General features: G+C 63.5%; 23 protein-coding genes. 12 read left to right on the forward strand and 11 right to left on the reverse strand.

Annotated elements, in window-relative coordinates; all coding sequences use genetic code 11:
* Positions 1 to 33 precede the first annotated feature (33 nt).
* Positions 34 to 990, reverse strand: coding sequence for a transporter (locus tag VSR71_RS12695; RefSeq protein WP_342914207.1), 957 nt, complete (start codon positions 988 to 990; stop codon positions 34 to 36).
* A gap of 378 nt (positions 991 to 1,368) precedes the next feature.
* Here VSR71_RS12695 and VSR71_RS12700 point away from each other — a divergent pair, with 378 nt between their 5' ends.
* The 3 genes from VSR71_RS12700 to VSR71_RS12710 all read left to right on the forward strand — a co-directional run bounded on the left by VSR71_RS12700 (position 1,369) and on the right by VSR71_RS12710 (position 4,219).
* Positions 1,369 to 2,067 (forward strand): hypothetical protein, encoded by a 699-nt coding sequence (locus VSR71_RS12700; protein ID WP_342914208.1) that lies wholly within the window; start codon positions 1,369 to 1,371, stop codon positions 2,065 to 2,067.
* Positions 2,049 to 2,561, forward strand: a complete 513-nt coding sequence (locus tag VSR71_RS12705; RefSeq protein ID WP_342914209.1) for a DUF1214 domain-containing protein — start codon at positions 2,049 to 2,051, stop codon at positions 2,559 to 2,561. Before VSR71_RS12700 ends, VSR71_RS12705 begins: the two co-directional genes overlap by 19 nt.
* A 230-nt stretch (positions 2,562 to 2,791) precedes the next feature.
* On the forward strand, positions 2,792 to 4,219 hold the full coding sequence (locus tag VSR71_RS12710) for a DUF1254 domain-containing protein (RefSeq protein ID WP_342914210.1): 1,428 nt from the start codon (positions 2,792 to 2,794) through the stop codon (positions 4,217 to 4,219).
* A 152-nt stretch (positions 4,220 to 4,371) separates the two neighbouring features.
* Here the strand turns inward: VSR71_RS12710 and VSR71_RS12715 are convergent, their stop codons facing one another.
* Complete coding sequence (locus tag VSR71_RS12715; protein ID WP_342914211.1) at positions 4,372 to 4,851, reverse strand: YbhB/YbcL family Raf kinase inhibitor-like protein; 480 nt, start codon at positions 4,849 to 4,851, stop codon at positions 4,372 to 4,374.
* Between the two features lie 246 nt (positions 4,852 to 5,097).
* Positions 5,098 to 6,081 (reverse strand): alpha/beta hydrolase, encoded by a 984-nt coding sequence (locus VSR71_RS12720; protein ID WP_342914372.1) that lies wholly within the window; start codon positions 6,079 to 6,081, stop codon positions 5,098 to 5,100.
* A 368-nt stretch (positions 6,082 to 6,449) separates the two neighbouring features.
* Here VSR71_RS12720 and VSR71_RS12725 point away from each other — a divergent pair, with 368 nt between their 5' ends.
* The 5 genes from VSR71_RS12725 to VSR71_RS12745 all read left to right on the forward strand — a co-directional run bounded on the left by VSR71_RS12725 (position 6,450) and on the right by VSR71_RS12745 (position 14,572).
* Positions 6,450 to 7,160, forward strand: a complete 711-nt coding sequence (locus tag VSR71_RS12725) for an SDR family NAD(P)-dependent oxidoreductase (RefSeq protein ID WP_342914212.1) — start codon at positions 6,450 to 6,452, stop codon at positions 7,158 to 7,160.
* A gap of 343 nt (positions 7,161 to 7,503) precedes the next feature.
* On the forward strand, positions 7,504 to 8,673 hold the full coding sequence (locus tag VSR71_RS12730; RefSeq protein WP_342914213.1) for an efflux RND transporter periplasmic adaptor subunit: 1,170 nt from the start codon (positions 7,504 to 7,506) through the stop codon (positions 8,671 to 8,673).
* A 27-nt stretch (positions 8,674 to 8,700) separates the two neighbouring features.
* Complete coding sequence (locus tag VSR71_RS12735; RefSeq protein ID WP_342914214.1) at positions 8,701 to 11,853, forward strand: efflux RND transporter permease subunit; 3,153 nt, start codon at positions 8,701 to 8,703, stop codon at positions 11,851 to 11,853.
* The gene (gene adeC / locus VSR71_RS12740; protein WP_342914215.1) at positions 11,850 to 13,322 is read left to right on the forward strand and encodes an AdeC/AdeK/OprM family multidrug efflux complex outer membrane factor; all 1,473 of its coding nucleotides are present in this window, start codon (positions 11,850 to 11,852) and stop codon (positions 13,320 to 13,322) included. The genes VSR71_RS12735 and adeC overlap by 4 nt, the downstream gene beginning before the upstream one ends.
* 113 nt (positions 13,323 to 13,435) lie before the next feature.
* On the forward strand, positions 13,436 to 14,572 hold the full coding sequence (locus VSR71_RS12745; RefSeq protein WP_342914216.1) for a zinc-binding dehydrogenase: 1,137 nt from the start codon (positions 13,436 to 13,438) through the stop codon (positions 14,570 to 14,572).
* 77 nt (positions 14,573 to 14,649) lie between these two features.
* Here the strand turns inward: VSR71_RS12745 and VSR71_RS12750 are convergent, their stop codons facing one another.
* The 8 genes from VSR71_RS12750 to VSR71_RS12780 form a co-directional block, all read right to left on the reverse strand.
* On the reverse strand, positions 14,650 to 15,039 hold the full coding sequence (locus VSR71_RS12750) for a DUF3455 domain-containing protein (RefSeq protein ID WP_342914217.1): 390 nt from the start codon (positions 15,037 to 15,039) through the stop codon (positions 14,650 to 14,652).
* 233 nt (positions 15,040 to 15,272) lie between these two features.
* On the reverse strand, positions 15,273 to 16,037 hold the full coding sequence (locus VSR71_RS12755; RefSeq protein ID WP_342914218.1) for a hypothetical protein: 765 nt from the start codon (positions 16,035 to 16,037) through the stop codon (positions 15,273 to 15,275).
* A gap of 93 nt (positions 16,038 to 16,130) precedes the next feature.
* Complete coding sequence (locus tag VSR71_RS12760) at positions 16,131 to 16,589, reverse strand: hypothetical protein (protein WP_342914219.1); 459 nt, start codon at positions 16,587 to 16,589, stop codon at positions 16,131 to 16,133.
* A 104-nt stretch (positions 16,590 to 16,693) separates the two neighbouring features.
* Positions 16,694 to 17,011 carry a hypothetical protein gene (locus VSR71_RS12765; RefSeq protein ID WP_342914220.1) on the reverse strand — a complete coding sequence of 106 codons (318 nt, stop codon included), beginning with the start codon at positions 17,009 to 17,011 and terminating at the stop codon, positions 16,694 to 16,696.
* The gene (locus tag VSR71_RS35300; RefSeq protein WP_428979395.1) at positions 16,992 to 17,117 is read right to left on the reverse strand and encodes a MarR family transcriptional regulator; all 126 of its coding nucleotides are present in this window, start codon (positions 17,115 to 17,117) and stop codon (positions 16,992 to 16,994) included. Before VSR71_RS35300 ends, VSR71_RS12765 begins: the two co-directional genes overlap by 20 nt.
* Before the next feature lie 184 nt (positions 17,118 to 17,301).
* Positions 17,302 to 17,787, reverse strand: coding sequence for a DUF6130 family protein (locus VSR71_RS12770; RefSeq protein ID WP_342914221.1), 486 nt, complete (start codon positions 17,785 to 17,787; stop codon positions 17,302 to 17,304).
* Positions 17,788 to 17,965: 178 nt separating this feature from the next.
* A complete protein-coding gene (locus VSR71_RS12775; protein WP_342914222.1) occupies positions 17,966 to 18,676 on the reverse strand; it encodes a DsbA family oxidoreductase in 711 nt (236 codons plus the stop codon).
* 89 nt (positions 18,677 to 18,765) lie between these two features.
* Positions 18,766 to 19,071, reverse strand: coding sequence for a carboxymuconolactone decarboxylase family protein (locus tag VSR71_RS12780; RefSeq protein WP_342914223.1), 306 nt, complete (start codon positions 19,069 to 19,071; stop codon positions 18,766 to 18,768).
* A 634-nt stretch (positions 19,072 to 19,705) separates the two neighbouring features.
* On the opposite strand from VSR71_RS12780, the gene VSR71_RS12785 reads away from it, so the two are divergent.
* The 4 genes from VSR71_RS12785 (at position 19,706) to VSR71_RS12800 (ending at position 22,813) form a co-directional block, all read left to right on the forward strand.
* On the forward strand, positions 19,706 to 20,011 hold the full coding sequence (locus tag VSR71_RS12785) for a carboxymuconolactone decarboxylase family protein (protein ID WP_342914224.1): 306 nt from the start codon (positions 19,706 to 19,708) through the stop codon (positions 20,009 to 20,011).
* 242 nt (positions 20,012 to 20,253) lie between these two features.
* Positions 20,254 to 20,748: a YkgB family protein gene (locus VSR71_RS12790; RefSeq protein ID WP_342914225.1), complete on the forward strand. Its 495-nt coding sequence runs from the start codon at positions 20,254 to 20,256 to the stop codon at positions 20,746 to 20,748.
* Positions 20,749 to 20,828: 80 nt separating this feature from the next.
* The gene (locus VSR71_RS12795) at positions 20,829 to 21,557 is read left to right on the forward strand and encodes an MgtC/SapB family protein (RefSeq protein ID WP_342914226.1); all 729 of its coding nucleotides are present in this window, start codon (positions 20,829 to 20,831) and stop codon (positions 21,555 to 21,557) included.
* Between the two features lie 242 nt (positions 21,558 to 21,799).
* Entirely contained in the window at positions 21,800 to 22,813 is a 1,014-nt protein-coding gene (locus tag VSR71_RS12800) for a tripartite tricarboxylate transporter substrate binding protein (RefSeq protein WP_342914227.1), read from the forward strand.
* Positions 22,814 to 22,817: the final 4 nt, after the last annotated feature.

Below are 22,817 nucleotides of genomic sequence, written 5' to 3' on the forward strand. Positions count from 1 at the left end.
ACCTCGAAGAGTGATTCGGCCACGCTTCGGTGCTCAGAAGATCAACGTGGCCGAACCCATGAAGGTCCTCGTACTATCAATCCGGTTCTTGCTCGATACGGTCGGCACCCAGCGCAGGCCCAGCGACAGCTTGCTTTTCGTGCCAACCTTGGTGTCGTAAGTCAGCACCGGGCCGATTGCCCAGTCGTGGCCGCGAAAGCCGTTGAGACGGTCGGCGGTCGGGCCGCTGTCGTCGCCGAGTTGCTGGGTGGTACCGACGATCAGGCCCGCGCCCAGCCCGCTGGCGAAACGCTTGAGCACCATGGTGTCAAGCGTGAACAGCGGGGCGTTCTGGTAGTCGGTGGCACTGTTTCGCGTATAGAACTGGATGCCTGCCACTGCGTCGAATTCGACCCCGTGCTCGGGCCAGAGCTTCGTGAAGGCTATCTGTGGAGTGAACGTCCAGTTATTCAGGCTCGGGTTGGCCAGCGCATTCTTGTCGTACTGCCCGGTCGGTGCCCAAATGTTCAGGCTCAGCGCGGCGTGGGCTGTCTTGGAGAAGTGATAGCCCGCAATCAGCGGCGTAAAGGTGATGTCAAACAGGTTCGAGGCGCGATCTTCGATGCGGCCCTGCCGAGGGCCCGTACTGAGATTGGCGCTCACTTGCTCCCACACGTAGGGCAGGGTGAAGCTGGACGCGAAGTTCCATGCGCCTGGACCGGTATCCCAGACTTTCATGAAGGTAGCCAGCGTAAAGGCAATCTCGGCGTCGATGCCGAGTGAGGTTTGCCCGATGATCGGGACTTGTCGCCCCCCGCCGACGGAGCCATTCAGGTAGAGCTCGCTGAGGTTGACGACTGTAATGGGCTCCGGCGCGACGATCCCGGCGCTCGGCGTGACGCTGGTACCGGTGACGGGGCGGCCGAGAGCGCCTTCGGTTGCCCGGGCCACACTTGATGCCAATATCGAGATCGACAGCAGCAGGGAGCAAGCCGCCAGTTGCTTCCCCATTGAGCATGCAGTTGGCTTACGCATCGGACTTGTGTGTACGCGAAAGGTGCAAACGGAAAGACTCGCAGGGTGGAGCATGGATGCTCGATTCTATTGGCGCTGCCCACGGAGCCGAATTTCATCTTTTCTCGCGAGATCTAAGTGATTTCGTCGCGAAGTCAGCGCAGTCGAGCCCTTTTAAGTCGGTTGCGAAAGCATCCAATACGCTAAAGAGCACATTCCGCCACGCCTTGCGATACTCTGACACGACTTTCAATGCGAGCCACGGCCGGATACAGGCGACTCGGGGTTGGGAAGACCAGAGTAATCATGCAAGTTTGCCGATCCCAATGGCTACTCGTGGCGCGCGCCATGATCTGTCTCCTGTGTGCAACGGGAGTGGCGCAAGGCGCGAGGGCCCAGAGCAAGGCCGACGACGCGAACAAGAGCAATAATCCGCTCAATCTGGCCGCGTCGTTCAATATCCAGAACTACTACTCGCCGCGCCTGTATGGCAGCAATGCCCATACCAACGATTTCCTGCTGCGGCCCACCATTCCCGTCGCCCCGGGCGACTGGATCGGCGTACCGCGGATCTTTCGCGCCACGGTGCCCGTGAGCACACGGCCCAAGGCCGATGGCGGATATGAAACCGGCCTCGGCGACATTAACTTCTTCGACATCTTCCTGCTGAAGACGCAGGGGGTGCAGCTTGGCGTCGGCCCGTTGCTGACCATCCCCACCGCCACCGATCCGAGCCTTGGCACTGGCAAGTGGCAAGCAGGCCTGGCCGGCGTCGCGGTCCACGCGACCCGCGCACGGCTGCTGGGCATGCTGCTGCAATGGCAGCACTCCTTTGCAGGCCAGAGCAGCCGGCCGACGGTGCAGGCGCAGCCCTTTTTGATCTTCAACCTGCCCGAAGGCTGGTACGTGCGCTCGACCGGGACCTGGACCTTCGATCTGCAGCGCGACACTTTCTATATTCCGGCCGGGCTCGGCCTTGGCAAGGCGTGGAAAGAAGGCACGACCATCTTCAACGCCTTCATCGAGCCGCAGTACACGGTTGCTACCGATCGCAAGTGGAATGGGTCGGGCTGACTCCCGGCAGCGCGCAATTTGAAACGCCGGCCGGCATGGACCTGGAGTCGCGCGATCGCTGGTTCGCCCAGGCCATCGTCACCTCGCCGGCCATGTTCAGGCGAAGTGCCGGGGCCGGCTCGCTCTACTGGATGGCCGTGCGCGACGGCGCCGGGGCCTTCCTCGACGGCGGCAAGAACTACAAGCTGACCATCCCGCAGCCGGTGCCAGGCAAGCTGTTCTGGTCGGTCACCATCTACGACAGCGCGACCCGCTCGCAGGTGCAGACCGACCAGGACAAGGCGGCCCTGCGCTCGCTGTTCGAGCTCAAGGACGTACCTGCCAACGCGCCGCTGGACCTCTACGTCGGGCCCACCGCGCCCGCTGGCAAGGAGGGGCGCTGGATCAAGACGACGCCGGGCAAGGGCTGGTTCGCCTACATCCGCATCTATGGTCCCGAGCCGGCGGCGTTCGACAAGAGCTGGAAGCCCGGCGATTTCGTGGAAGTGAAATGAGCTGGCATCGATCGGGCCGCAGAGCGCTGGCCTCGACATGACCTTGTGCAAACGAGCAAGGAAGGCGGCGCGGTCGGAACTGGCAGCGCTCGCCGGCCGCATTCAGGCTCGACGATGACGGAGTGAACAACGTGATAACGATTCGCGGTCTTTGCCTGACCAGCGCGCTTGCCTCGCTGACCAGTCTTGTGGCATGTACCAGCCCTGTGCACGACGCCAGGCAGTATGCCATGACGACACCGATCCCCGCGGAGATCACCACGCCCGCATCGGTCGATACGCGGATCGGGCGGCTGGAGTTCTTCGACGGCGTGCCGACAACGGCCACCACCCAGAAGGTCTATGACAATCTCGATTTCGTGCGCGGTGTCGAGGCTTTCCTGAACGGCATTCCCGGCGCTTCGCTGGTTGCTATTCGAGCCGGCCTGCGTGAAGCGGGCGCGGTGGGAAACACAGTCGGCGTGTTCGAGTCGCTGATGGATTCGAAGTCGCTCTTCCTGACCGCCAATACCGAGACCGTCTACTTCTGGAACTGGATGGACCTGAAGGATGGGCCCATGGTGGTTGAGACCCCGGCGAACATCCTCGGGGTGGTCGACGATTTCTGGTTCCGCTATGTCACCGACATGGGCAATGCCGGACCGGACAAAGGCAAGGGCGGAAAATACCTGTTTGTTCCCCCTGGCTACAGCGGGCCGCTGCCCGCGAGCGGGTACTTCATCGTCAGATCCCCGACCTACGGCAACCTGCTGTTCGGGCGGGCGTTCATGCAGCATGGCGATCCGCGCCCCGGCGTGGCCAGCCTGAAGAGCGGGCTCAAGGTCTACCGGCTCGCGGATGCCGCCAGTCCGCCCGTCACCCGCTTCATCGATCTTTCCGGCAAGGTGATGAACACGGTGCATGCCAACAACTTCAAGTTCTTCGAGGAAGTGAACCAGATCATCCAGGAGGAGCCCGCTGGCGCATACGGCGCCGACATGGCCGGTATCTTCGCCGCCATCGGGATGGAGAAGGGCAAGCCGTTCGCGCCGGATGACCGCATGAAACGCATCCTGACCGATGCCGTGGCGGTGGGCAATGCCACGGCTCGTGCCATTGACTTCGCGAACCGCGATCCCGGGGTGCTGATTTACCCGGACCGTCGCTGGACCACTCCCTTCATCGGCGGCAGCTATGAATGGCTGCGCAACGGTGCGCGCAACTTCGACGCCCGTACCCTGTTCTTCTATGCGGCAACCATCGACACGCCAGCCATGGCGGTGGCGATGCCAGGCGTCGGCTCGCAATACGCCGCGGCCAATGTGGACGCGTCCGGCAAGCCATTCGATGGCGCCAGGACCTATCGGCTGCGCGTTCCGGCGAACGTACCGGCGAAGGACTTCTGGTCGGTCGTGGTGTATGACACGCAGACCCGGTCGATGCTGCAGACCGACCAGCGGTTTCCGAGCCTGTCCAGCGAAAAGGGCACGCTTGCCAGGAACGCTGACGGTTCGGTCGACCTGTACTTCGGACCGCGCGCGCCGGCTGGCAAGGCATCGAACTGGATCCAGACCGTGCCGGGCAAGAGCTGGTTCACCATCTTCCGGCTTTATGGGCCGCTCCAGCCCTGGTTCGACAAGCGCTGGAAACTTGAGGACGTCACCGAGGTTTCGGGCTGAGGCACGTACAGCATCATGCAACACTCTCCAAGTCAGCCCCCCGGATCCTGGATCCGCTGCCTGTCGAGAACGTGAAGCACATGCCAGAACGCGCGGTGGCAGACCGATGCCTGCGCGCTGCCTGTGCTGCTCGGGCCGAGTGCACGACTACGTCAGCGCGTATGCTTCTGGTAGGTGCCGATCAGTTCGGCATGGGCCAATATGTGCCCCCGCATCGCCTGTTCCAGCGCCGCCTTGTCCGGCTTGCCGAGATCCGGCAGGACGACATCCAAGGCATATAGCTTGTGAAAATACCGGTGCCGGCCAATTGGCGGACACGGCCCGCCGTAATCGGCACGGTGCCAGTCGTTGGAACCTTCGCGAGCGCCGGGCGGCAAGCTCTGCCGGCTCATCCCTTGCGCAAGCGAGCCGGGACTGGGAGGCAGGTTGTACACGAGCCAATGGACCCATGTCATTTGCGGTGACGCCGGGTCCGGCGCATCCGGATCGTCGACAATCAAGACCAGGCTGGCGGTGGAGGGTGGCAACCCTGACCACGCCAGGGGAGGTGACACATCGGCGCCTTCGCACGTGTGCACAGTGGGAATCTCCCCGCCTTGGGCAAACGCGGGGGATGTCAGTATGAGCGGCATCGATGGCCTCTGCTGGGCAAGTAGCGGTGGTCCGAACAGCATGGCCGCAAAGGCCAGCAACCTCGGTAGAAGTGCCAATCGCACCATATCTGCCCCCGCCGGCGCATGACGGCTGTTTCAACTTAGCCCGGATTCAACTCCAGTGCAAGGGACCGTGCAGTGTTTACCTTTTGCGGAACATCGCCGTCCTGGACGGCGATGGATCGAGCGGCAGGAAGCACGTGCCCGGCACCGGTCAGGTATGGATCATGACCGGATGAAGGCCAGCAGGTCTGCGTTGATCGTCTCGGCGTGCGTGGTAGGCATGCCGTGCGGAAATCCCTTGTAGGTCTTCAGCGTGCCGTTGCGCAACAGCTTTGCCGACAGCGGGCCTGAGTCAGCGAAGGGCACGATCTGGTCGTCGTCGCCGTGCATTACCAGCGTCGGTACTGTGATCTTCTTCAGGTCCTCCGTAAAGTCTGTCTGCGAGAAAGCAACGATGCCGTCGTAGTGCGCCTTGACGCCGCCCTGCATGCCCTGGCGCCACCAGTTTTCGATCATCCCTGCGTTCGCCTTCGCACCTGGCCGGTTGAAGCCATAGAAGGGGCCCGCCGCGATGTCGCGGTAGAACTGCGCCCGGTTGCTGGCGACCTGCGCCTGGAAGCCGTCGAAGACATCCTTCGGCAGCCCGCCCGGATTGGCATCCGTCTTGACCATCAGCGGCGGCACTGCGGCGATCAGGACGGCCTTCGCCACGCGGCTCTCGCCGTGGCGCGCCAGATAACGCACGACCTCGCCACCGCCGGTTGAATGGCCGACGTGAATGGCGTTCTTCAAGTTGAGGTGGGCCGTCAGCGTGGCGAGGTCGTCGGCATAGTGATTCATGTCGTGACCGTCGGCGGTCTGCGTCGACCGGCCGTGCCCCCGCCGGTCATGCGCGATCACGCGGAAGCCCTGGCTCAGGAAGAACATCATCTGCGCGTCCCAGTCGTCGGCGCTCAGTGGCCACCCGTGGGAAAACACGATGGGCTGCCCGCTGCCCCAGTCCTTGTAGAAGATATCGACGCCGTCCTTTGTCCTGACCGTGCGCGTGCCCTGGTCACCCTGCTTGTTGCTCTGGCGCGCAGCAGTGCTCGTGTTCGTGGCGGCCTCTGCGGCGCCAGCCATCGTGAGCAATGCCGCGGCAGACGTGGCAGCCTTCAGGGCATCGCGACGCGTCGCCGTCATGACAGACTTATTTTCACCGTTCATTGCGTTCTCCTTTTCTGTTGCATTTCGGCCAACTGGCCGCGTATTGGTTGCGGTGGGTACCGAGGCGCTGCCTGCACAACCCTTCGCCTGTGATCGCACCGATGATTGGTGTGCTGCGTCGGATGCTAGCAATCGACGCCAGCATGTTCTATGCACGCGTAGGGAACTTGCATGTTGCTCTCGGGGAAACAAAACACCACTGGACTAATTCGGGGTCAACGCGTACCACATGTATACGCTCGTTCCATCGTTGAGCAGGACATTGGCAACGATAACCGCGCATAGCCGCGCCGACGCCGGCTGAGCCGTCCGGAGGGCTTTGAGTCCGGGCCCGCACCGCGTCAACCTGCAACTGGAGGAGGTGTAACGTGAGCAACCAACAGAAGGTCATTGTTATCACCGGCGCTTCGCAAGGCATGGGAGCGGAGGCCGTCAAGGCATTTCGCGGCCGGGGACACCAGGTTGTCGCAACGGCTCGCTCCATCAAGCCGACTGACGATGCCGACCTGTTGGCCGTGGCGGGCGATATCAGCGATCCCGCCACCGCGCGCCGTGTGATCGATGAAACGATGGCACGCTTTGGGCGTGTTGACACGCTAGTGAACAATGCCGGCATTTTCATCGCGAAGCCTTTCGCCGAATACACGGCCGAAGATTTCACGTCATTGATCAACGTGAACCTGGCGGGCTTTTTCTATATCACCCAGCTCGCGCTGGCTCAAATGGAGAAGCAATCGGGCGGGCATATCGTCAACGTCACCGCGACCCTCGCCGAACATGCGATGGAAGCCTTGCCGGCGGCTATCGCGTCGCTGACGAAGGGCGGACTCGCGGCGGCCACTCGCGCGCTTGCGATCGAATACGCGAAGCGCGGCATCCGCGTGAATGCGGTCTCACCGGGAATGATCAAGACCCCGATGTTTCCCCCGGACTTGTACGCGAGATTCGGAGCGTTGCATCCGATGGGCCGCATGGGCGAAATGAGCGACATCGTCGAAGCGATCCTGTATCTGGATTCAGCGCCGTTCGTGACAGGCGAAATCCTGCATGTCGATGGCGGCCAGGTCGCCGGTCATTGAGTACCGTTCAAGTTCTCGTCGGCGCTGCCGCCTGGCAGCGCTTGTTTGTCATTGCGACTGCGACGGCTTGCCGAGGCGCCCCCGCCCCCCCGTGTCCGCCGCCGGCGGCTACCGCTCGCCGAGGGAATGTCAGGCCATCACGCAAGTGATTGAAATATAAGTGGCCGATAATCGGCCTAACCAATTCTTCGAGTCGCGCTAGACTTTGTCGGCTGCGCCTGCAACTGGCGCTGCCGCTGGACCAATTGCGGACATGGCGTTTGCGGCACCTGGAGCTATTCTTCGGCTTCCCGGTCCGCCAGCGACATTCTGACTCGGCTTCATTCCTACGCGGGACATCGCCATGCAACGATCACGCGGCTGCAGCGCCCGGGTTCCGGTCACGCTGGCCATCGCCATGTCAATGCTTGCCGGATGCGGCGACAAGAAGGAGGCCGCAGGCCCGCCGCCACCGCAAGTGAGCGTGGTCACGCTCAAGGCCGAGCAACTGACGCTGGATACTCAGCTGCCGGGGCGCACCACGGCGTTCCGCATTGCCGAAGTCAGGCCGCAAGTGGACGGCATCATCTTGCGCCGCCTGTTCAAGGAAGGCAGCGACGTCACGCAGGGCCAGCAGCTCTACCAGATCGACGCGTCTACCTACGAGGCCACCTACAAGAGCGCGAGGGCGACGCTGGAATCCACCCGCCTGCTGGCAGAGCGCTACGGGCGCCTGGTTGGTGACGAGGCGGTCAGCAAGCAGCAGTATGACGAGGCCAGGGCTGCCTGGCTGCAGGCGCAGGCCGCGGTGGATCGCGCCGAAATCAACCTGCGCTATACCAGGGTGCTGGCGCCGATCTCCGGCCGCATCGGACGCTCGAATGTGACCGAAGGTGCGCTGGTGACCAATGGCCAGGCTACCGCGCTGTCAGTGGTGCAGCAGCTCGACCCGATCTACGTCGACGTGACCCAGGCGTCTTCGTCGCTGCTGCGGCTGCGGCGCGAACTGGCCAATGGTGCGCTGCAGAGTGCCGGCACCAACGCGGCCCAGGTTAGCCTGGTGCTCGAAGACGGTACCCGCTATCCCGAAACCGGCCGCCTGGAGTTCTCTGAAGTGGCTGTGGACCAGGGCACCGGCTCGGTGACGCTGCGCGCGGTGTTTCCCAACCCGCGCCATGAGCTGCTGCCGGGCATGTTTGTCCATGCCCGACTGCGTGAAGGCGTGAAGACCGATGCGTTGCTCGTGCCGCAGCAGGGGGTGACGCGCGATCTCAAGGGCCAGGCGACGGCGCTGGTGGTCAATGCCAAGGACGAGGTGGAACTGCGCCAGATCCGCACCGAGCGCGCCGTTGGCGACAAGTGGCTGGTGTCTGAGGGTCTCAGTGCCGGCGACCGCGTCATCGTGGAGGGCCTGCAGTTCGTGCGGCCCGGGGCAAAAGTGCGCGTAGCCCAGGCCGGGAGCGGTGCGGGTGCGCCGGTGGCTGCCGCATCCGGTCCATCCGCACAATCCGCCCCATCCGCGGCCAGGCCCTGAGCGCACCGCCCGGGCGAGGGAGTAGCCATGTCCAACTTCTTTATCGATCGGCCCATCTTTGCGTGGGTGATCGCCCTGGTCATCATGCTGGCCGGCGTGCTGTCGATTCGTGCGCTGCCCATCAGCCAGTATCCGGCCATCGCGCCGCCCACCATCGCCATCTCGGTCAACTACCCCGGCGCCTCCGCCGAGACGGTGCAAGACACCGTGGTGCAGGTGATCGAGCAACAGCTCAACGGCCTGGACCGTCTGCGCTATATCTCCTCCGAAAGCAACGCCGACGGCAGCATGACGATCACGGTGACCTTTGAGCAGGGCACCAATCCGGATATTGCCCAGGTGCAGGTGCAGAACAAGCTGGCGCTGGCGCAGCCTCTGCTGCCGCAGGAAGTGCAGCAGCAAGGCATCCGCGTGACCAAGTCGGTGCGCAACTTCCTGGTCATCGTGGGCCTGATTTCCACTGATCCCAAGGTGACGCGCGAAGACCTGTCGAACTACATTGTCTCGAGTCTCCAGGACCCGCTGTCGCGCACATACGGCGTGGGCGACTTCCAGGTGTTCGGCGCGCAGTATGCCATGCGGGTATGGATTGACCCGGCCCGGCTCAACAGCTACCAGCTCACGCCGCTGGACGTGAGCAACGCGATCAGGGCGCAGAACGTTCAGGTGGCCTCGGGCCAGCTGGGCGGCCTGCCGGCGGTGCGGGGCCAGCAGCTCAACGCAAGCGTGATCGGCAAGACCCGGCTGCAGACCAGCGAGCAGTTCGGCAACATCCTGCTCAAGGTTAATCCGGACGGCTCCCAGGTACGCCTGAAGGACGTGGCCGAGGTGGGCCTGGGCGGGCAGGACTACAACATCAACGCCCAATACAACGGCCAGGCGGCCTCGGGCATTGCCGTGCGGCTGGCCGCGGGGGCCAATGCGCTGGAAACCGTGCGCGCCATCCGCAAGACGCTGGACGGGCTCGAGCCGTTCTTCCCGCCCGGGATGAAGGTGGTCTTTCCGTATGACACCTCGCCGGTGATCGCAGGCTCCATCCACGAAGTGGTGAAGACGCTGATGGAAGCCATCGTGCTGGTGTTCCTGGTGATGTACCTGTTCCTGCAGAACGTGCGCGCCACGCTGATTCCCACCATCGCCGTGCCGGTGGTGCTGCTGGGCACCTTTGGCGTGCTGGCGGCGTTCGGCTACACCATCAACACGCTGACCATGTTCGGCATGGTGCTGGCCATCGGGCTGCTGGTGGATGACGCCATCGTCGTGGTCGAGAACGTCGAACGCGTGATGGCCGAGGAGGGCCTGCCGCCCAGGGAGGCGGCGCGGCGCTCGATGGGCCAGATCCAGGGCGCGCTGGTGGGCATTGCCATGGTGCTCTCGGCGGTGTTCCTGCCGATGGCGTTCTTCGGCGGCTCGACCGGCGTGATCTACCGGCAGTTCTCCATCACCATTGTCTCGTCCATGGTGCTGTCGGTGCTGGTCGCGCTGATCCTGACGCCGGCCCTGTGCGCCACCATGCTCCAGCCCATCGAAAAGGGCGATCATGGCGAGAACAAGGGCGGCTTCTTTGGCTGGTTCAACCGCATGTTCAGCGCGACCACCCGGCGCTATGAACGCAGCGTGTCGGGCATCCTGAAGCGCCGCCTGCCGTTCCTGCTGATCTACGTGGCCATCCTGGTGGTGATGGGCTTCCTGTTCACGCGCATCCCCACTTCATTCCTGCCCGAGGAAGACCAGGGCGTGCTGTACGCCCAGGTGCAGACGCCTGCCGGCGCCACCGCCGAGCGCACGCAGAAGGTGCTCGACCAGATGCGCGAATACCTGCTGAAGGAAGAGGGCGGCGTGGTGGCATCGCTGTTCACTGTCAACGGCTTCAACTTTGCCGGCCGCGGCCAGAACTCGGGACTGGCATTCATTCTGCTCAAGCCATGGGCGCAGCGCAGCGGGGACAGCACCAGCGTATTCGACCTGGCCGCGCGCGCGCAGCGCAAGTTCATGAGTTTTCGCGATTCGATGTCGTTCGCGTTCGCCCCGCCCGCCGTGCAGGAGCTGGGCAATGCCACCGGGTTTGACCTCTACCTGCAGGACCAGGCCGGCATTGGCCACGTGGCGCTGATGAACGCGCGTGACAAGTTCCTGGCGCTGGCCTCGCAAAGCCCGGTGCTGCAGCGCGTGCGTCCCAACGGCCTGAACGACCAGCCGCAGTACCAGTTGGTGATCGACGATGAGAAGGCGCGCGCGCTCGGCGTTTCGCTGGCTGACATCAACAGCACGGTGTCGATCGCCTGGGGTTCCAGCTACGTCAACGACTTTATCGACCGCGGCCGGGTCAAGCGCGTCTATGTGCAGGGCCGCCCGGATTCCCGCATGAGCCCGGACGATATCGACAAATGGTTTGTGCGCAATGGCAAGGGCGAAATGGTGCCGTTTTCAGCCTTTGCCGACGGCAAGTGGGGCTATGGCTCGCCCAAGCTGCAGCGCTACAACGGCGTGGCCGCGGTGGAATTGCTCGGCGAGCCCGCGCCGGGGCGCAGTTCCGGCGAGGCCATGAACGCAATCGAAGAGATCATGAAGCAGATGCCGCCAGGCGTTGGTTATGCCTGGACTGGCCTGTCCTACGAGGAACGGCTGTCGGGCTCGCAGGCGCCGGCGCTCTATGCGCTCTCGCTGCTGGTGGTGTTCCTGTGCCTGGCCGCGCTGTACGAAAGCTGGTCGATCCCGTTCTCGGTGATGCTGGTGGTGCCGCTCGGCGTGATCGGCGCACTGCTTGCCACACTGGGGCGCGGCTTGTCGAATGACGTTTTCTTCCAGGTGGGCCTGCTGACCACCATCGGCCTGTCAGCCAAGAACGCCATCCTGATCGTGGAATTCGCCAAGAGCGAGTACGACCAGGGCAAGGGCCTGGTCGAGGCCGCCGTGGAGGCGTGCCGCCTGCGCCTGCGCCCCATCGTGATGACTTCGCTGGCCTTCATGCTCGGCGTGTTCCCGCTGGCCGTGTCGACCGGGGCCGGTGCCGGCAGCCAGCACGCCATCGGCACCGGCGTGATCGGCGGCATGATCACTGCCACGGTACTGGCGATCTTCTGGGTGCCGCTGTTCTTTGTCGCTGTCACGTCCATGTTCGGACGCAAGCGCAGGCCGCAGCCGCATGGCGCCTCCGTGGAAAAAGGCGCGCTCGAATGAAGAAGACCTTGTCTTGCGCCGCCGCCATGGCCATGCTGGCGGGCTGCAGCCTGATTCCCAGGTACGAGCGCCCGGCCTCGCCGGTGGCGGCAGCGTACCCGCAGGGCCCGGCCTACCTGCCCGCCGATGCCGCCGCCGATGCCGCCGAAGCCGGCCAGGTGCCTGCGGTCGAGTTGGGCTGGCGCGAATTCTTCGCCGATGCGCGCCTGCGCCGCCTCATCGAACTGGCGCTGGAGAACAACCGCGATCTGCGCGTGGCCGTGCTTAACGTGGAGGCGTTCGGGGCACAGTACCGCATCCAGCGCGCCGACCTGTTTCCCGCCATCGGCGCGGCCGCACAGGGCACGCGCCAGCGCATTCCCGCCGACCTGTCCGCCACCGGACGGAGCCTGATCAGCAGCCAGTATGGCGTGTCGCTGGGCACCACGGCGTGGGAGATCGACCTGTTCGGCCGCCTGCGCAGCCTCAGCGAAGCCGCGCTCGAACAGTATTTCGCCAGCGACGAGGTACGCCGCAGTGCCCAGATCTCGCTGGTGGCGGGCGTTGCCAGCGCCTACCTGACCCAGCGCGCCGATGAAACCCTGCTGCGGCTCACCCTGGAAACCCTGGCCAACTATGAGCGCAGCTATGGCCTGACCCGGCGCAGTTACGAGGAAGGGATCGCTTCCCGGCTGGACCTGCGCCAGGCGCAGACCGCCGTGGAAACCGCCCGCGCGAGCCTTGCGCGTTACACCCGGCTGGTTGCCCAGGATGAGAATGCCCTGGTGCTGCTGCTCGGCACGTCCCTGCCAGCGGACCTGCCGGAAGGCCTGCCGCTGGAGCAGAAGCTGTTCGCCGATGTGCCGGCCGGGCTGCCCTCAGACCTGCTGCAGAACCGTCCGGACGTGCTCGCGGCCGAGCACCGGCTGCGCTCCGCCAACGCCGATATCGGCGCCGCGCGGGCGGCGTTCTTCCCCAGCATCAGCCTGACCGCGTCGGCGGGCACCGCCAGCAGCCAGCTTTCCGGCCTGTTCGGGGCGGGCTCCGGCACGTGGTTGTTCCAGCCGCGCATCAATCTGCCGCTGTTTACCGCCGGCAGCCTGCGGGCCAGCCTGGACTTCGCCACCATCCAGAAGGACGTCAACGTCGCCCAGTACGAGCGAACGGTGCAGACCGCCTTCCGCGAGGTGGCCGATGGGCTGGCGGCGCGGGGCACCTACACCAGCCAGCTCCAGGCCCAGGTCCGTTTCGTGGAAGCTGCACAGGACGCCTATGGCCTGGCCGACCGGCGCTACCGCACGGGTGTCGACAGCTACCTTGCCGTGCTGGACGCGCAGCGCTCGCTTTACAACGCGCAACAATTGCTGATCGAAGCCCGGCTCGAGCAACTCTCCAGTGAAGTCAACCTGTACAAGGCCCTGGGCGGCGGCTGGCACGACCAGACCGGCAAGCGCACCGATACGAGAGTTGGCCGGCCGACGCATGACTGAATTTCCGGCCAGTACGCGATTTGCAGGAACTTGCTACATTGCTGACTGCTGACAAAAACAGCCCCACGCTGCTGTCCCGCTCATCGCAAACCGACAGACCAAGGAGACATCGAATGCGCACCACACTTCAACTTCGTTCGCAAATCAAGAGCAGCGGTGAACTCGAGCTGTCGCTAGCCAGCATCGACACGCCGAACCCTGGCCCGGATGAAGTGCTCATCCGCATTGAAGCCTCTCCCCTCAACCCGTCCGATCTCGGCCTGCTGTTCGGTGCGGCCGACATGAGCACGGCCAAGGCCAGCGGCACGGCCGAGCGCCCCGTAGTCACCGCGCGCGTTCCGGAAGGCGCAATGCGCAGCATGGCCGGCCGCCTGGATGCGTCCATGCCGGTTGGCAATGAGGGCGCGGGCGTGGTCGTCGATGCAGGCTCGTCCCCTGCGGCGCAAGCCTTGATGGGCAAGACCGTGGCTGCCATCGGCGGCGCGATGTACTCGCAGTACCGCTGCGTTCCCGTGGACCAGTGCCTGGTCCTGCCCGACGGCGCCACGCCTGCTGACGGCGCGTCGTCATTCGTCAACCCGCTCACCGCACTGGGCATGGTCGAGACCATGCGGCTCGAAGGACACAGCGCCCTGGTGCACACCGCCGCGGCCTCCAACCTGGGCCAGATGCTCAATCAGATCTGTCTCAAGGATGGCATCAAGCTGGTGAACATCGTGCGCAAGCAAGAGCAGGCGGACCTGCTCAAGGCACAAGGCGCGGTCCACGTCTGCAACGCCGCGTCGCCCACGTTCATGCAGGACCTCACCGAGGCACTTGTCGCCACTGGCGCAACAATCGCGTTCGACGCCACGGGCGGCGGCAAGCTTGGCGGCCAGATACTCACCTGCATGGAAGCGGCCTTGAACAAGACGGCCCGCGAATACAGCCGCTACGGCTCGACCACCCACAAGCAGGTCTACCTCTACGGCGGCCTGGACACAAGCCCGACAGAATTCAACCGCAACTTCGGCATGGCGTGGGGCATGGGCGGCTGGCTGCTGTTCCCGTTCCTGCAGAAGATCGGACGCGAGCGGGCCAACGCGCTGAAGCAACGCGTGGTGGCGGACCTGAAGACCACCTTTGCCAGCCACTACGCGAAGGAGATCTCGCTGGCCGAGGTGCTGGACCTGGACGTGATCGCCGTCTACAACAAGCGTGCTACGGGAGAGAAGTACCTGATCAACCCGAACAAGGGCCTGGCCGGATAAATCACCGCGGGGCGCCTTGCGCGCCCACCGTATCAAGAAGCAGCCGCTGCGCTTAGCTCTGCTTCTGAATCGCATGGCTATTCCAGGAAGACGTAGTCCGCCCGATACGGCATGCGATTCTCCTGTCCCTCCTGCGTGCAAGCCTGAGGGAGGGCCTGTCCGCCTTGGGTATTCAGCCGTTGCACGTAACGCGTCCTCGAAAGCAGGCCAGCTCCGCCGGTGCTCGTTGCCTGCAACAGCAAGAGTGGAATGCTGTCTGGTTCCTGCGCATTGGGCGTCTGCCGCAATACCTTGCCGGTCACCTTGCTGCCATCAGGCGCTTCCCAGGTCGGCCCAGAATAATGTTTGACGGCGAGTTGTCCGGTGGCATCCTTCAGGGTTGCTTCCGGGGCTGAAAAGATCCATAACAACCGGCCGTCGTTCGCACGCTTGCACTGATAAATCTGTACACCGGATGCATGCAGCACCGTAATCGTTCCACGCGCGTCGGCGGGCTGGAGCTCGGGAGGAGCCGATATCCTCGGTGTGGTACACGAAACGAGCACGCCTGCCACGCAGAGTACAGTAAAGCTCGCTTTGCAAGAATGCCGAGAACATTGCGACATTTTGCCTCCTTACCCTAACCCATGGAGGAGGATAGTACTTCCCGCGCCACGTTGCCAGTTGCGTCCGCGAGATGAGATTCGAAACACAAACCTGCCTACCGACGCAGCGAAGCCTCCAGGCTCATGAGATTCTGCGGCGCAACGCGGATCAGGCCGCCGCGCGGGCTGTCGATATCGGCGATCAGTGCCAGCGACAGCGAGACGGTCACCGGCAGAACGAATAGCAGGAACACCTTCGACGTTTCCGTGCGCGCGCCATAGCCCTGCATCAGCGTGCCGAAGAAGGCGATGATGATCATCAGGCACCAGGCGGCAACCGGAATCCGGTTCAGCCAGGCGGCCTCGGCATAGCCCTGCGAGTTGATGACATCATTCATGCCCGCCACCACCAGCGAGGTGATGGGGTTGGGCTTCTCGCGCGCGACGTCTCGCACGATCTTCCACATCTCGTCCTCGACCTGCGCGGTCGCCGTCGCGATCTCGCGTAGCTGCACGCGATCGCGCGTCCGGTAGTAGAGCAGGCGCTGGTCGAGATAGCGCACCAGCAGCGCCCTGACCTTGTCCGCCTCCGGTCCTTCGATCAGGTCCGCGCGCAGATATTCGGTGCCGATCGCGTTGGCTTCTTCCTCTTCGAGATTCTTGCGCTGGTCGTATCGTCCCACGGCCATCGACAGCGTGAAGCCGATCAGCAGCGCCAGAAGCGTCAGCGTTGCGCCCTGGATGATGTTGAAGTCGTCCCGCCCCTCGCTGCGAATTGGTCGGAATCGCCGCAGTACCAGGGCGCCGATGGCCGTGGCAATGGCCAGCAGGACCAGCATCAGGACGAACAGGACGGCCGGGTGTCGGATGATTTGTTCCATGGCGATGGCGGCTGGCTCCCCGGGCAGCGGGCTGGCGGGCTTGGCGGGTCAGTGGGTTCAGTGGGTTCAGTGGGTTCAGTGGGTTCAGTGGGTTCAGTTCACCTTCTCGAAGTCGGGCAGTGCCCAGGACTTGTTGAAGAAGGCCTCGGTCGGGATATTGGGCGGAAGCCTGACCTTGTAGCTGTTGGCGCCCACCAGCGGCTGCCACGAGGCGTCGTTGAAGGCAATCATCGTGATGCGCGTCTTGGCATCCAGACGCTTCTCCCAGATGGCCATGGTGTTGTAGCCAGCGCCGAACGACTGCGCGAAGCCGTCCCGCATCCCCATCGAATTGAGCAGCGGCATCGCCCAAAGATAAGTCTGTGTTGCCCGCTGGAACAGCAATTCGTCCTTGAGCGTCTCGGCCGCTTTTTCCGTGGGTCGGTTCTGCTTGAAGGGCTGCTTTGCCAGTGCGTCGAAGCGGCTGGCCTGGGCGAGCGCGGAATTCGCCAGCGTGACCTGCATCGCGGACAGCGCCGCGATCGACAGCAGGGTACGAACACGTCCGGACATGAAATTTCCCCTCAAGTGAACGAATAGCAACTCGGGGCGAGGCCCGACTCATATCCTTTCGCTTCCCCCGATGTGGCGGAAGTGAATCTTTTGCGCGGGCGAATTTAGAAATCTCGACTTGAACTCTCGGGCTCGACTCGCACGCCTAACCGATCTGGTATCGCGCGCGGTCCTTTCCCGGTTCCGCGCCTTACTTCCGGCATACCTATTCCGGCTTCAAGCCGCTGCAGGCCTTTGACATCGTCTATGGAGGGCACTTTGAGCATCGCCTGCTCGCGGCCGGTAATGCCACGATGGAGCATCAGCGCCTGGTGCTCGGTGATGTTCTGGTCGAAGCCGGCAGCTATGACTTCCCGGCAATTGCGCAGGGCAGCATGCCGCGCGATGGCGTCTGCATCGGCTTTATCCTCGCCCGTCCTCATCCGGCGGACGCTCGACGATCCATCCTTGGGCCAGCAGCGGCTGCAGATGTCGGGCGAGCGTGGAGCGGTCGTGGCGATTGCGGCGGCTAAGTGCCGCGCGGCCGATTGGTCCGAGTCATGGGATCATCACCAGCAGCGTGAACGGTGCGTTGACGCCAAAGGGCCTGAGCGCGTCGTCATAGACCGCGGTCAGGACACGCGATAGCTGGCGGGTATGGGTCAGCAGGCAGCTCCGCGGGATTTCTCCGCAGGGGCTGGCCTTGATTGGAGTGCGAAAGTCAGAGGTCCGATCAATGCTGATGTGAGGCGGAAGGCGAGGCAGCGGGTGAGCCCGATGCCTTCACATCGGGGACCGTGACGGCAACCACCTCGGTGGCGAGGATCTGGTGGCTCGGGTCGGCCAGTTCCAGGCGCAGCTTGTGCGGCCCGGGCGTGAGCCCAACCACAATGATCGGATCTTCACTCGTGTGGGCCCAGGTGCCACGGGTATCGTCAACCGTCACGTGCAGGTGCCCGATACGGGGCGAGATGTCGACGGCGGGCTTGCCGAATACCGGCATGACTCGAAAATTTTCGGTTCGGAACTGGACAATGACCACGCCGCGCGCAAGCGGCTCGGGCAGCGCCGCGTACGGGGTCAGCTTTGGCGCAGGTTCGGCATTGAGCGGAAGAATGGCTGGCGGGCGAATGGCATCTCTCGCGACTTGCGCAGACGCGCTCGCGGAGAACGCCGCGACAACGGCAGCGGCCGAGAGGTATTTCAGGAGGGAGGGCATGGTGTTGTCCTTCTATGCAGACGGGTTACCGCGGCACGCAGATCCCCCGCCGGGGACGTGACGTGCAAATTGCTGATAGGCGTTGCATCTGAGCACACGTCGGCCGCGCACTGCCGGTTTTTTTGTATTGCAACGTATGGCTCACGGCGGCCGATACGAACCGATACATTTGTCCCTGCTACTCGACGCGGCGGGGTATCTGTTGCCCGGAGCCTTGGAAAGAATAGCCAGTCCAGTCCGGGAGTTTCACGCATGAAGACTTCCCCGCGAGATCGGTGCACGTGGCATCGGTGGCGGCCTTGAGCATCGTGTCGAAGGACACAGCCCCGCGCAGAATGATGCGCTCGTCAAACACAAGGAGAGGGGCGCTGCGCGCAGCGTAGGCCAGTGCCGCTTCCTGGTCCGCCCGTAATGCCGCATCGGCACAAGCCATCATCTGATCGTTTGCGACGACACTCCGCTTGGCCCCCACGCTTTTCCCGATGCGCATCAGGACATCCGCGTCGTCGATAGAAAGCCCTTCGAGCCAATAGGCACGCATCACGGCCCGGTGAAATTCGAGCCCGATGCCTTCGCCCTGCGCCAGCTTGCTGGCAAGATGCGCCGCGTAGGTTCGCAAGCCGACAGGACCGGGCGCGATCTGCAGATCAAACTCGGCCGCGATGTCGTAGCCGATGCGCTCATACTCCGCCTCCACGATACCGCGGAAATCCTCTGGCAATGGCGGCGCGTCATGAGGCCTGAGCATGAAGGCACGCGCGGTGACTTCAACCGGAATGATCTGCGCCAGGCGCTGAACGCGGAGTGTCGTCAAATAGCAGAAGGGGCAGAGAAAATCTGTCCAGATATCGATCTTCAACGGTTTTTGTCCCTTGGAAATGACATTCATGATGTTTCCTTTGTCGTATGCGACATTACGCGCGACAGAACCGGCGATCGCGGAAAATGGCTCGTTCCCGAGGCGTATCAGGTGAACTCTCAGTCGCGGAACAGGTGCGTGGCATGCGTGACGGCACCGCCCGCCCGGATGGCGGCGGCCACGAGTGCGGCTTCCGCAAGTTGCGCATTGGTGGCGCCGGCATCGTGGGCGGCCTTGGTATGCAGGGCGATGCAATATGGACACTGCGTGGTCAGCGCGACGGCCACCGCGATAATCTGTTTCTGCTGCACCGAAAGCGCGCCGTCGGCAAAAGCCGCGTGGTCAAATGCACGGAAGTTTTTCATCGCTTCGGGAGCGTTTTCGTCCAGCTTCCTCAAACGGGCAAGATCCTTCATATCGAACATGGAAAACTCCATCAAGGTTGGGATTGGAGTAGGAATGATAGGAATGGCAAGGTTCCACTTGGTCTTAGTTTGGTTTCAATTCGTCCAAGGATGTGCTCGAACGTTTCCTTGCCTGCGAGCCTGAGCGGCCATTTCGTTATTCGTCAGGGTGGGTAGCGACTGAGACAGCGCTGAGGCCCGTTCCGACCAAACCTGGACCCGATATTGGCACCAGCGAATGCGACGGTCAGCCAATGGGTATTGACCATGGCCACGCTGGCATCAGCCACTCTCACGCTCGAAGTGTGGAGGCGAATGCTGTATGGCTCATTCCGGACAGATCGGCCATATGCTGCACCGACAGCGCCGCCTCGGGAGGTTTAAAGAGTTTCTCGATGCGCGAATTCGGCAGCGTGACTAGGCATCGCTCGTGTAAAGCCTCGATCAACACCCCGGTCCCAGCCCAGGCTGTGCGGACTCCGCCAACAGCATGACGAACTGGTCGCTCAGGCTCGCAGGCAAGGAAACGTTCGAGCACACGATGTGCTGAAGGGGCGGATGCCATTCTTGGACGAATTGAAACCAAACTAAGACCAAGTGGAACCTTGCCATTCCTATCATTCCTACTCCAATCCCAACCTTGATGGAGTTTTCCATGTTCGATATGAAGGATCTTGCCCGTTTGAGGAAGCTGGACGAAAACGCTCCTGAAGCGATGAAGAGCTTCCGTGCATTTGACCACGCGGCTTTTGCCGACGGCGCGCTTTCGGTGCAGCAGAAACAGATTATCGCGGTGGCCGTCGCGCTGACCACGCAGTGTCCATATTGCATCGCCCTGCATACCAAGGCCGCCCACGATGCCGGCGCCACCAATGCGCAACTTGCGGAAGCCGCACTCGTGGCCGCCGCCATCCGGGCGGGCGGTGCCGTCACGCATGCCACGCACCTGTTCCGCGACTGAACGCCATCCAACGCACCTTGCCGAGCGGCGGTCGTCCCGAAGTCCGTGGGGCGAGCGTCTATCGGCAAACGACACACCCGCTACGTCTCTGGAACGAAGCGTTGTTCGAATCGCCGGTTCTGGCAGCGCCGGAACCGGCGACGCGGAAATGCACGCATGCGCGTCGTTGCAGTGACAGGAAAGGAGGTCTGCGCCACCGGGGCGTGCTCCTCCACCACACCACAATCCGTTGAGGAGTAGATATGCATCCCATCACATCCGCCGCCACGACAACGCGGTCCAACGCAGTCGTCAACAACCACGAGGCGTTGCTGCGCTGGTCCCTGGTTGTCGTCTTTCTCTGGTTCGGCGGGATGAAGTTCACCGGCTACGAAGCGCAGGGCATTGCCCCGTTCATCGAGAACAGCCCCTTCATGGCCTGGCTTATCGACGCATTCGGTGTCCGTGGCGCCAGCGCTGTCATTGGCGTGATGGAACTGTCCACCGCCGTGACACTGACCGTCGGTGCGTTCCATCATCGGGTCGCACTACTTGGTGCTGCCATGTCATGCGCGACATACGCCATCACGCTGACGTTCTTCGTCACCACGCCCGGCGTTGCAGAGCCGACCGCTGGCGGGTTCCCGGCGATCTCCGCGCCGATCGGCCAGTTCCTGCTGAAGGACCTGGTGCTGCTGGCAGCGTCGGCTTCTCTGCTGCGCATGGCGCTGGCACGTTGCCAGGCGGCACGTTCCTGATTTCACAGAAGCGCAGTCTCGCGTGTGGTTGGGCGGCGTAGCCGCCCGACTGCCAATGCAGAACTCGCCCGCAACACACGATGCTCGGAAATCTGCAGCACTACTGGAGCGGCGCCTTCCTCGCTGCCAATGCCCTCATCGGATTGAACCTTTTGGGGGCGCTTCTGCTCGGGATGCTGGTGGGCTACGAGCGCTCGTACAACGGCCGCGCCGCGGGCATGCGGACCTACGGGCTCGTGTGCATGGCGTCGACGGCGCTGACCGTCTTCGTCGGCTATGCGCCTTTGTGGTTTGGCGGCGTCGCGGAGCACAGCACCGACCCCACACGGGTCGTGCAGGGCGTGGTGACAGGAGTCGGGTTCCTGTGTGCGGGCGTCATCATGAAGGATGGCCTGAGCATCAGCGGCCTGACCACCGCGGCCTCCATCTGGGCCGCCTCGGCCGTGGGCGTGCTACTCGGAGTCGGGTTCTACGCCGCGGCACTGCTGCTGGCGATGCTGTGCATGCTGTCGATGTCGCTGCTGCATCGCCTCGAAGTCAAACTGCCCGGTCGCGCGACGCTCGATGTCTCGTTGACCTTCCGGGCTGGCCCGCCGGACCTAGGCGTCTTGGCCAGGACTGCAGAAGCCCGCGGATATCATCTGTTGCGCGACAGCCTGACCATTACCTTTGACAACAAGCAACTAGTGTGGCGCTTCAGCCTCGTGGCGCTGAACCGCTCGCGTGCGGTGTCGCCGGCGGGCTTGGCCGAGGAGATCACCGCTGCGGAGGACGTGGTCCGCTTCAGCATCATCCCTGTGCGCCATTGAGCGGGCCTTCCTGCCCCTTGTCCGAGTTTGATCCGGTTGTTCCACATTACGCAGCACTTCCCGGTCAGCGCATTGACCGGAAAGCGGAAAGCACCTCGGCGCCTGAAGCGGTCTGCGTTGCCCGCAGGGCAACGATCTCGTGCAAAGATTGCTGTTCCTCGAACGAATTTTCCCGCCAACAATCCCTCTCACAACCAGTTCTCGCATAGATGCGAGGAAGATTCAAGAAAGTAGAGGACGACATGCAAGACCGAGAACTACCCCCCGTCAAACGCTGGATGGCGCTGGGTGCCGCCATTCTGGGGATGACGCTGGCCAGCGCACCAGCGTCCGCCGCCGACACCTTTCCCTCCAAGCCGATATCGATGCTGGTCGCATTCCCTCCGGGGGGGCCCGCTGATGTTCTGGCGCGGGCCATGCAGCCGGCGATGGCCAAGGCGCTCGGCCAGCCCGTGGTCATCGAGAATCTGCCCGGCGCCGGCGGCGCGCTGGCAGTGCAGCGGCTGCTGAGCCGTCCGGCCGACGGCTACACGCTGATCATGGGCTCGCCCAACGAGGCCATCCTGACGCCGCTGGCGCTCGCCAGCGCCAAGTACAAGTCGGAGGAGCTGGCCCTGCTGGCGCCAGTCTCGAACCACCCGCTCGTCGTGATGACGCGCAGCGACCTGCCGTACAGCTCGCTCGAACAGATCATCGCGGCCAGCAAGTCGGCAGGTGGCAAGAGCCTGACCTTCGGCAATCCGGGCTACGGGACCATGTACCACATCGTCGCCGAATACATGGCTCAGCTGACCGGCGCCAGGATGCTGCAGGTGCCGTACAAGGGCGCCACGCCGATGCTGGCAGACCTGACCGGTCGCCAGATTGACATGACGATTCTGCCAAACCTCGGTGCCTCCACGCAGCTGCTCGAAACGCACAAGATCAAGGCGGTCGCAGTGCTGGACACGCAGCGCATGCGAAACCTGCCCGATGTGCCTGCGATCTCCGAAACCAGCGTCGCGCGCAAGTCCGAGTTCGTGTATTCGATCTGGCTGGGCGTCATGAGCAGGGCCGGCGTCCCGGCGGAGCGTGCCCGCGTATTGATGGACGCCTCGCAGCAAGCGCTGCGGTCGCCCGAACTGATCAAGGCGCTCGAGCTCTCCGGCGTGCAGCCGATGAAGCCGCAGACGCTCGAGGCCTCCGCGAAGTTCTACGTCGACGAGACCGAGAAGTTCAGGAAGATGGCCGCCTCGATCAAGCTGACGCCGCAGTAATACC

Source organism: Cupriavidus oxalaticus, from assembly GCF_038900635.1.
GTDB lineage: Bacteria > Pseudomonadota > Gammaproteobacteria > Burkholderiales > Burkholderiaceae > Cupriavidus > Cupriavidus oxalaticus_B.

Bases quoted from the DNA above. Each gene is read 5' to 3' on its own strand.
- VSR71_RS12795 (WP_342914226.1), top strand. From the start codon at position 20,829: ATGCTCGGAAATCTGCAGCACTACTGGAGCGGCGCCTTCCTCGCTGCC.
- VSR71_RS12760 (WP_342914219.1), bottom strand. From the start codon at position 16,589: ATGTCCGGACGTGTTCGTACCCTGCTGTCGATCGCGGCGCTGTCCGCG.
- VSR71_RS12800 (WP_342914227.1), top strand. From the start codon at position 21,800: ATGCAAGACCGAGAACTACCCCCCGTCAAACGCTGGATGGCGCTGGGT.
- VSR71_RS12720 (WP_342914372.1), bottom strand. From the start codon at position 6,081: ATGAACGGTGAAAATAAGTCTGTCATGACGGCGACGCGTCGCGATGCC.
- VSR71_RS12745 (WP_342914216.1), top strand. From the start codon at position 13,436: ATGCGCACCACACTTCAACTTCGTTCGCAAATCAAGAGCAGCGGTGAA.
- VSR71_RS12695 (WP_342914207.1), bottom strand. From the start codon at position 990: ATGGGGAAGCAACTGGCGGCTTGCTCCCTGCTGCTGTCGATCTCGATA.
- VSR71_RS12780 (WP_342914223.1), bottom strand. From the start codon at position 19,071: ATGTTCGATATGAAGGATCTTGCCCGTTTGAGGAAGCTGGACGAAAAC.
- VSR71_RS12710 (WP_342914210.1), top strand. From the start codon at position 2,792: ATGACGACACCGATCCCCGCGGAGATCACCACGCCCGCATCGGTCGAT.
- VSR71_RS12775 (WP_342914222.1), bottom strand. From the start codon at position 18,676: ATGAATGTCATTTCCAAGGGACAAAAACCGTTGAAGATCGATATCTGG.
- VSR71_RS12790 (WP_342914225.1), top strand. From the start codon at position 20,254: ATGCATCCCATCACATCCGCCGCCACGACAACGCGGTCCAACGCAGTC.
- VSR71_RS12765 (WP_342914220.1), bottom strand. From the start codon at position 17,011: ATGAGGACGGGCGAGGATAAAGCCGATGCAGACGCCATCGCGCGGCAT.
- VSR71_RS12785 (WP_342914224.1), top strand. From the start codon at position 19,706: ATGTTCGATATGAAGGATCTTGCCCGTTTGAGGAAGCTGGACGAAAAC.
- VSR71_RS12735 (WP_342914214.1), top strand. From the start codon at position 8,701: ATGTCCAACTTCTTTATCGATCGGCCCATCTTTGCGTGGGTGATCGCC.
- VSR71_RS12730 (WP_342914213.1), top strand. From the start codon at position 7,504: ATGCAACGATCACGCGGCTGCAGCGCCCGGGTTCCGGTCACGCTGGCC.
- VSR71_RS12715 (WP_342914211.1), bottom strand. From the start codon at position 4,851: ATGCCGCTCATACTGACATCCCCCGCGTTTGCCCAAGGCGGGGAGATT.
- VSR71_RS12755 (WP_342914218.1), bottom strand. From the start codon at position 16,037: ATGGAACAAATCATCCGACACCCGGCCGTCCTGTTCGTCCTGATGCTG.
- adeC (WP_342914215.1), top strand. From the start codon at position 11,850: ATGAAGAAGACCTTGTCTTGCGCCGCCGCCATGGCCATGCTGGCGGGC.
- VSR71_RS12770 (WP_342914221.1), bottom strand. From the start codon at position 17,787: ATGCCCTCCCTCCTGAAATACCTCTCGGCCGCTGCCGTTGTCGCGGCG.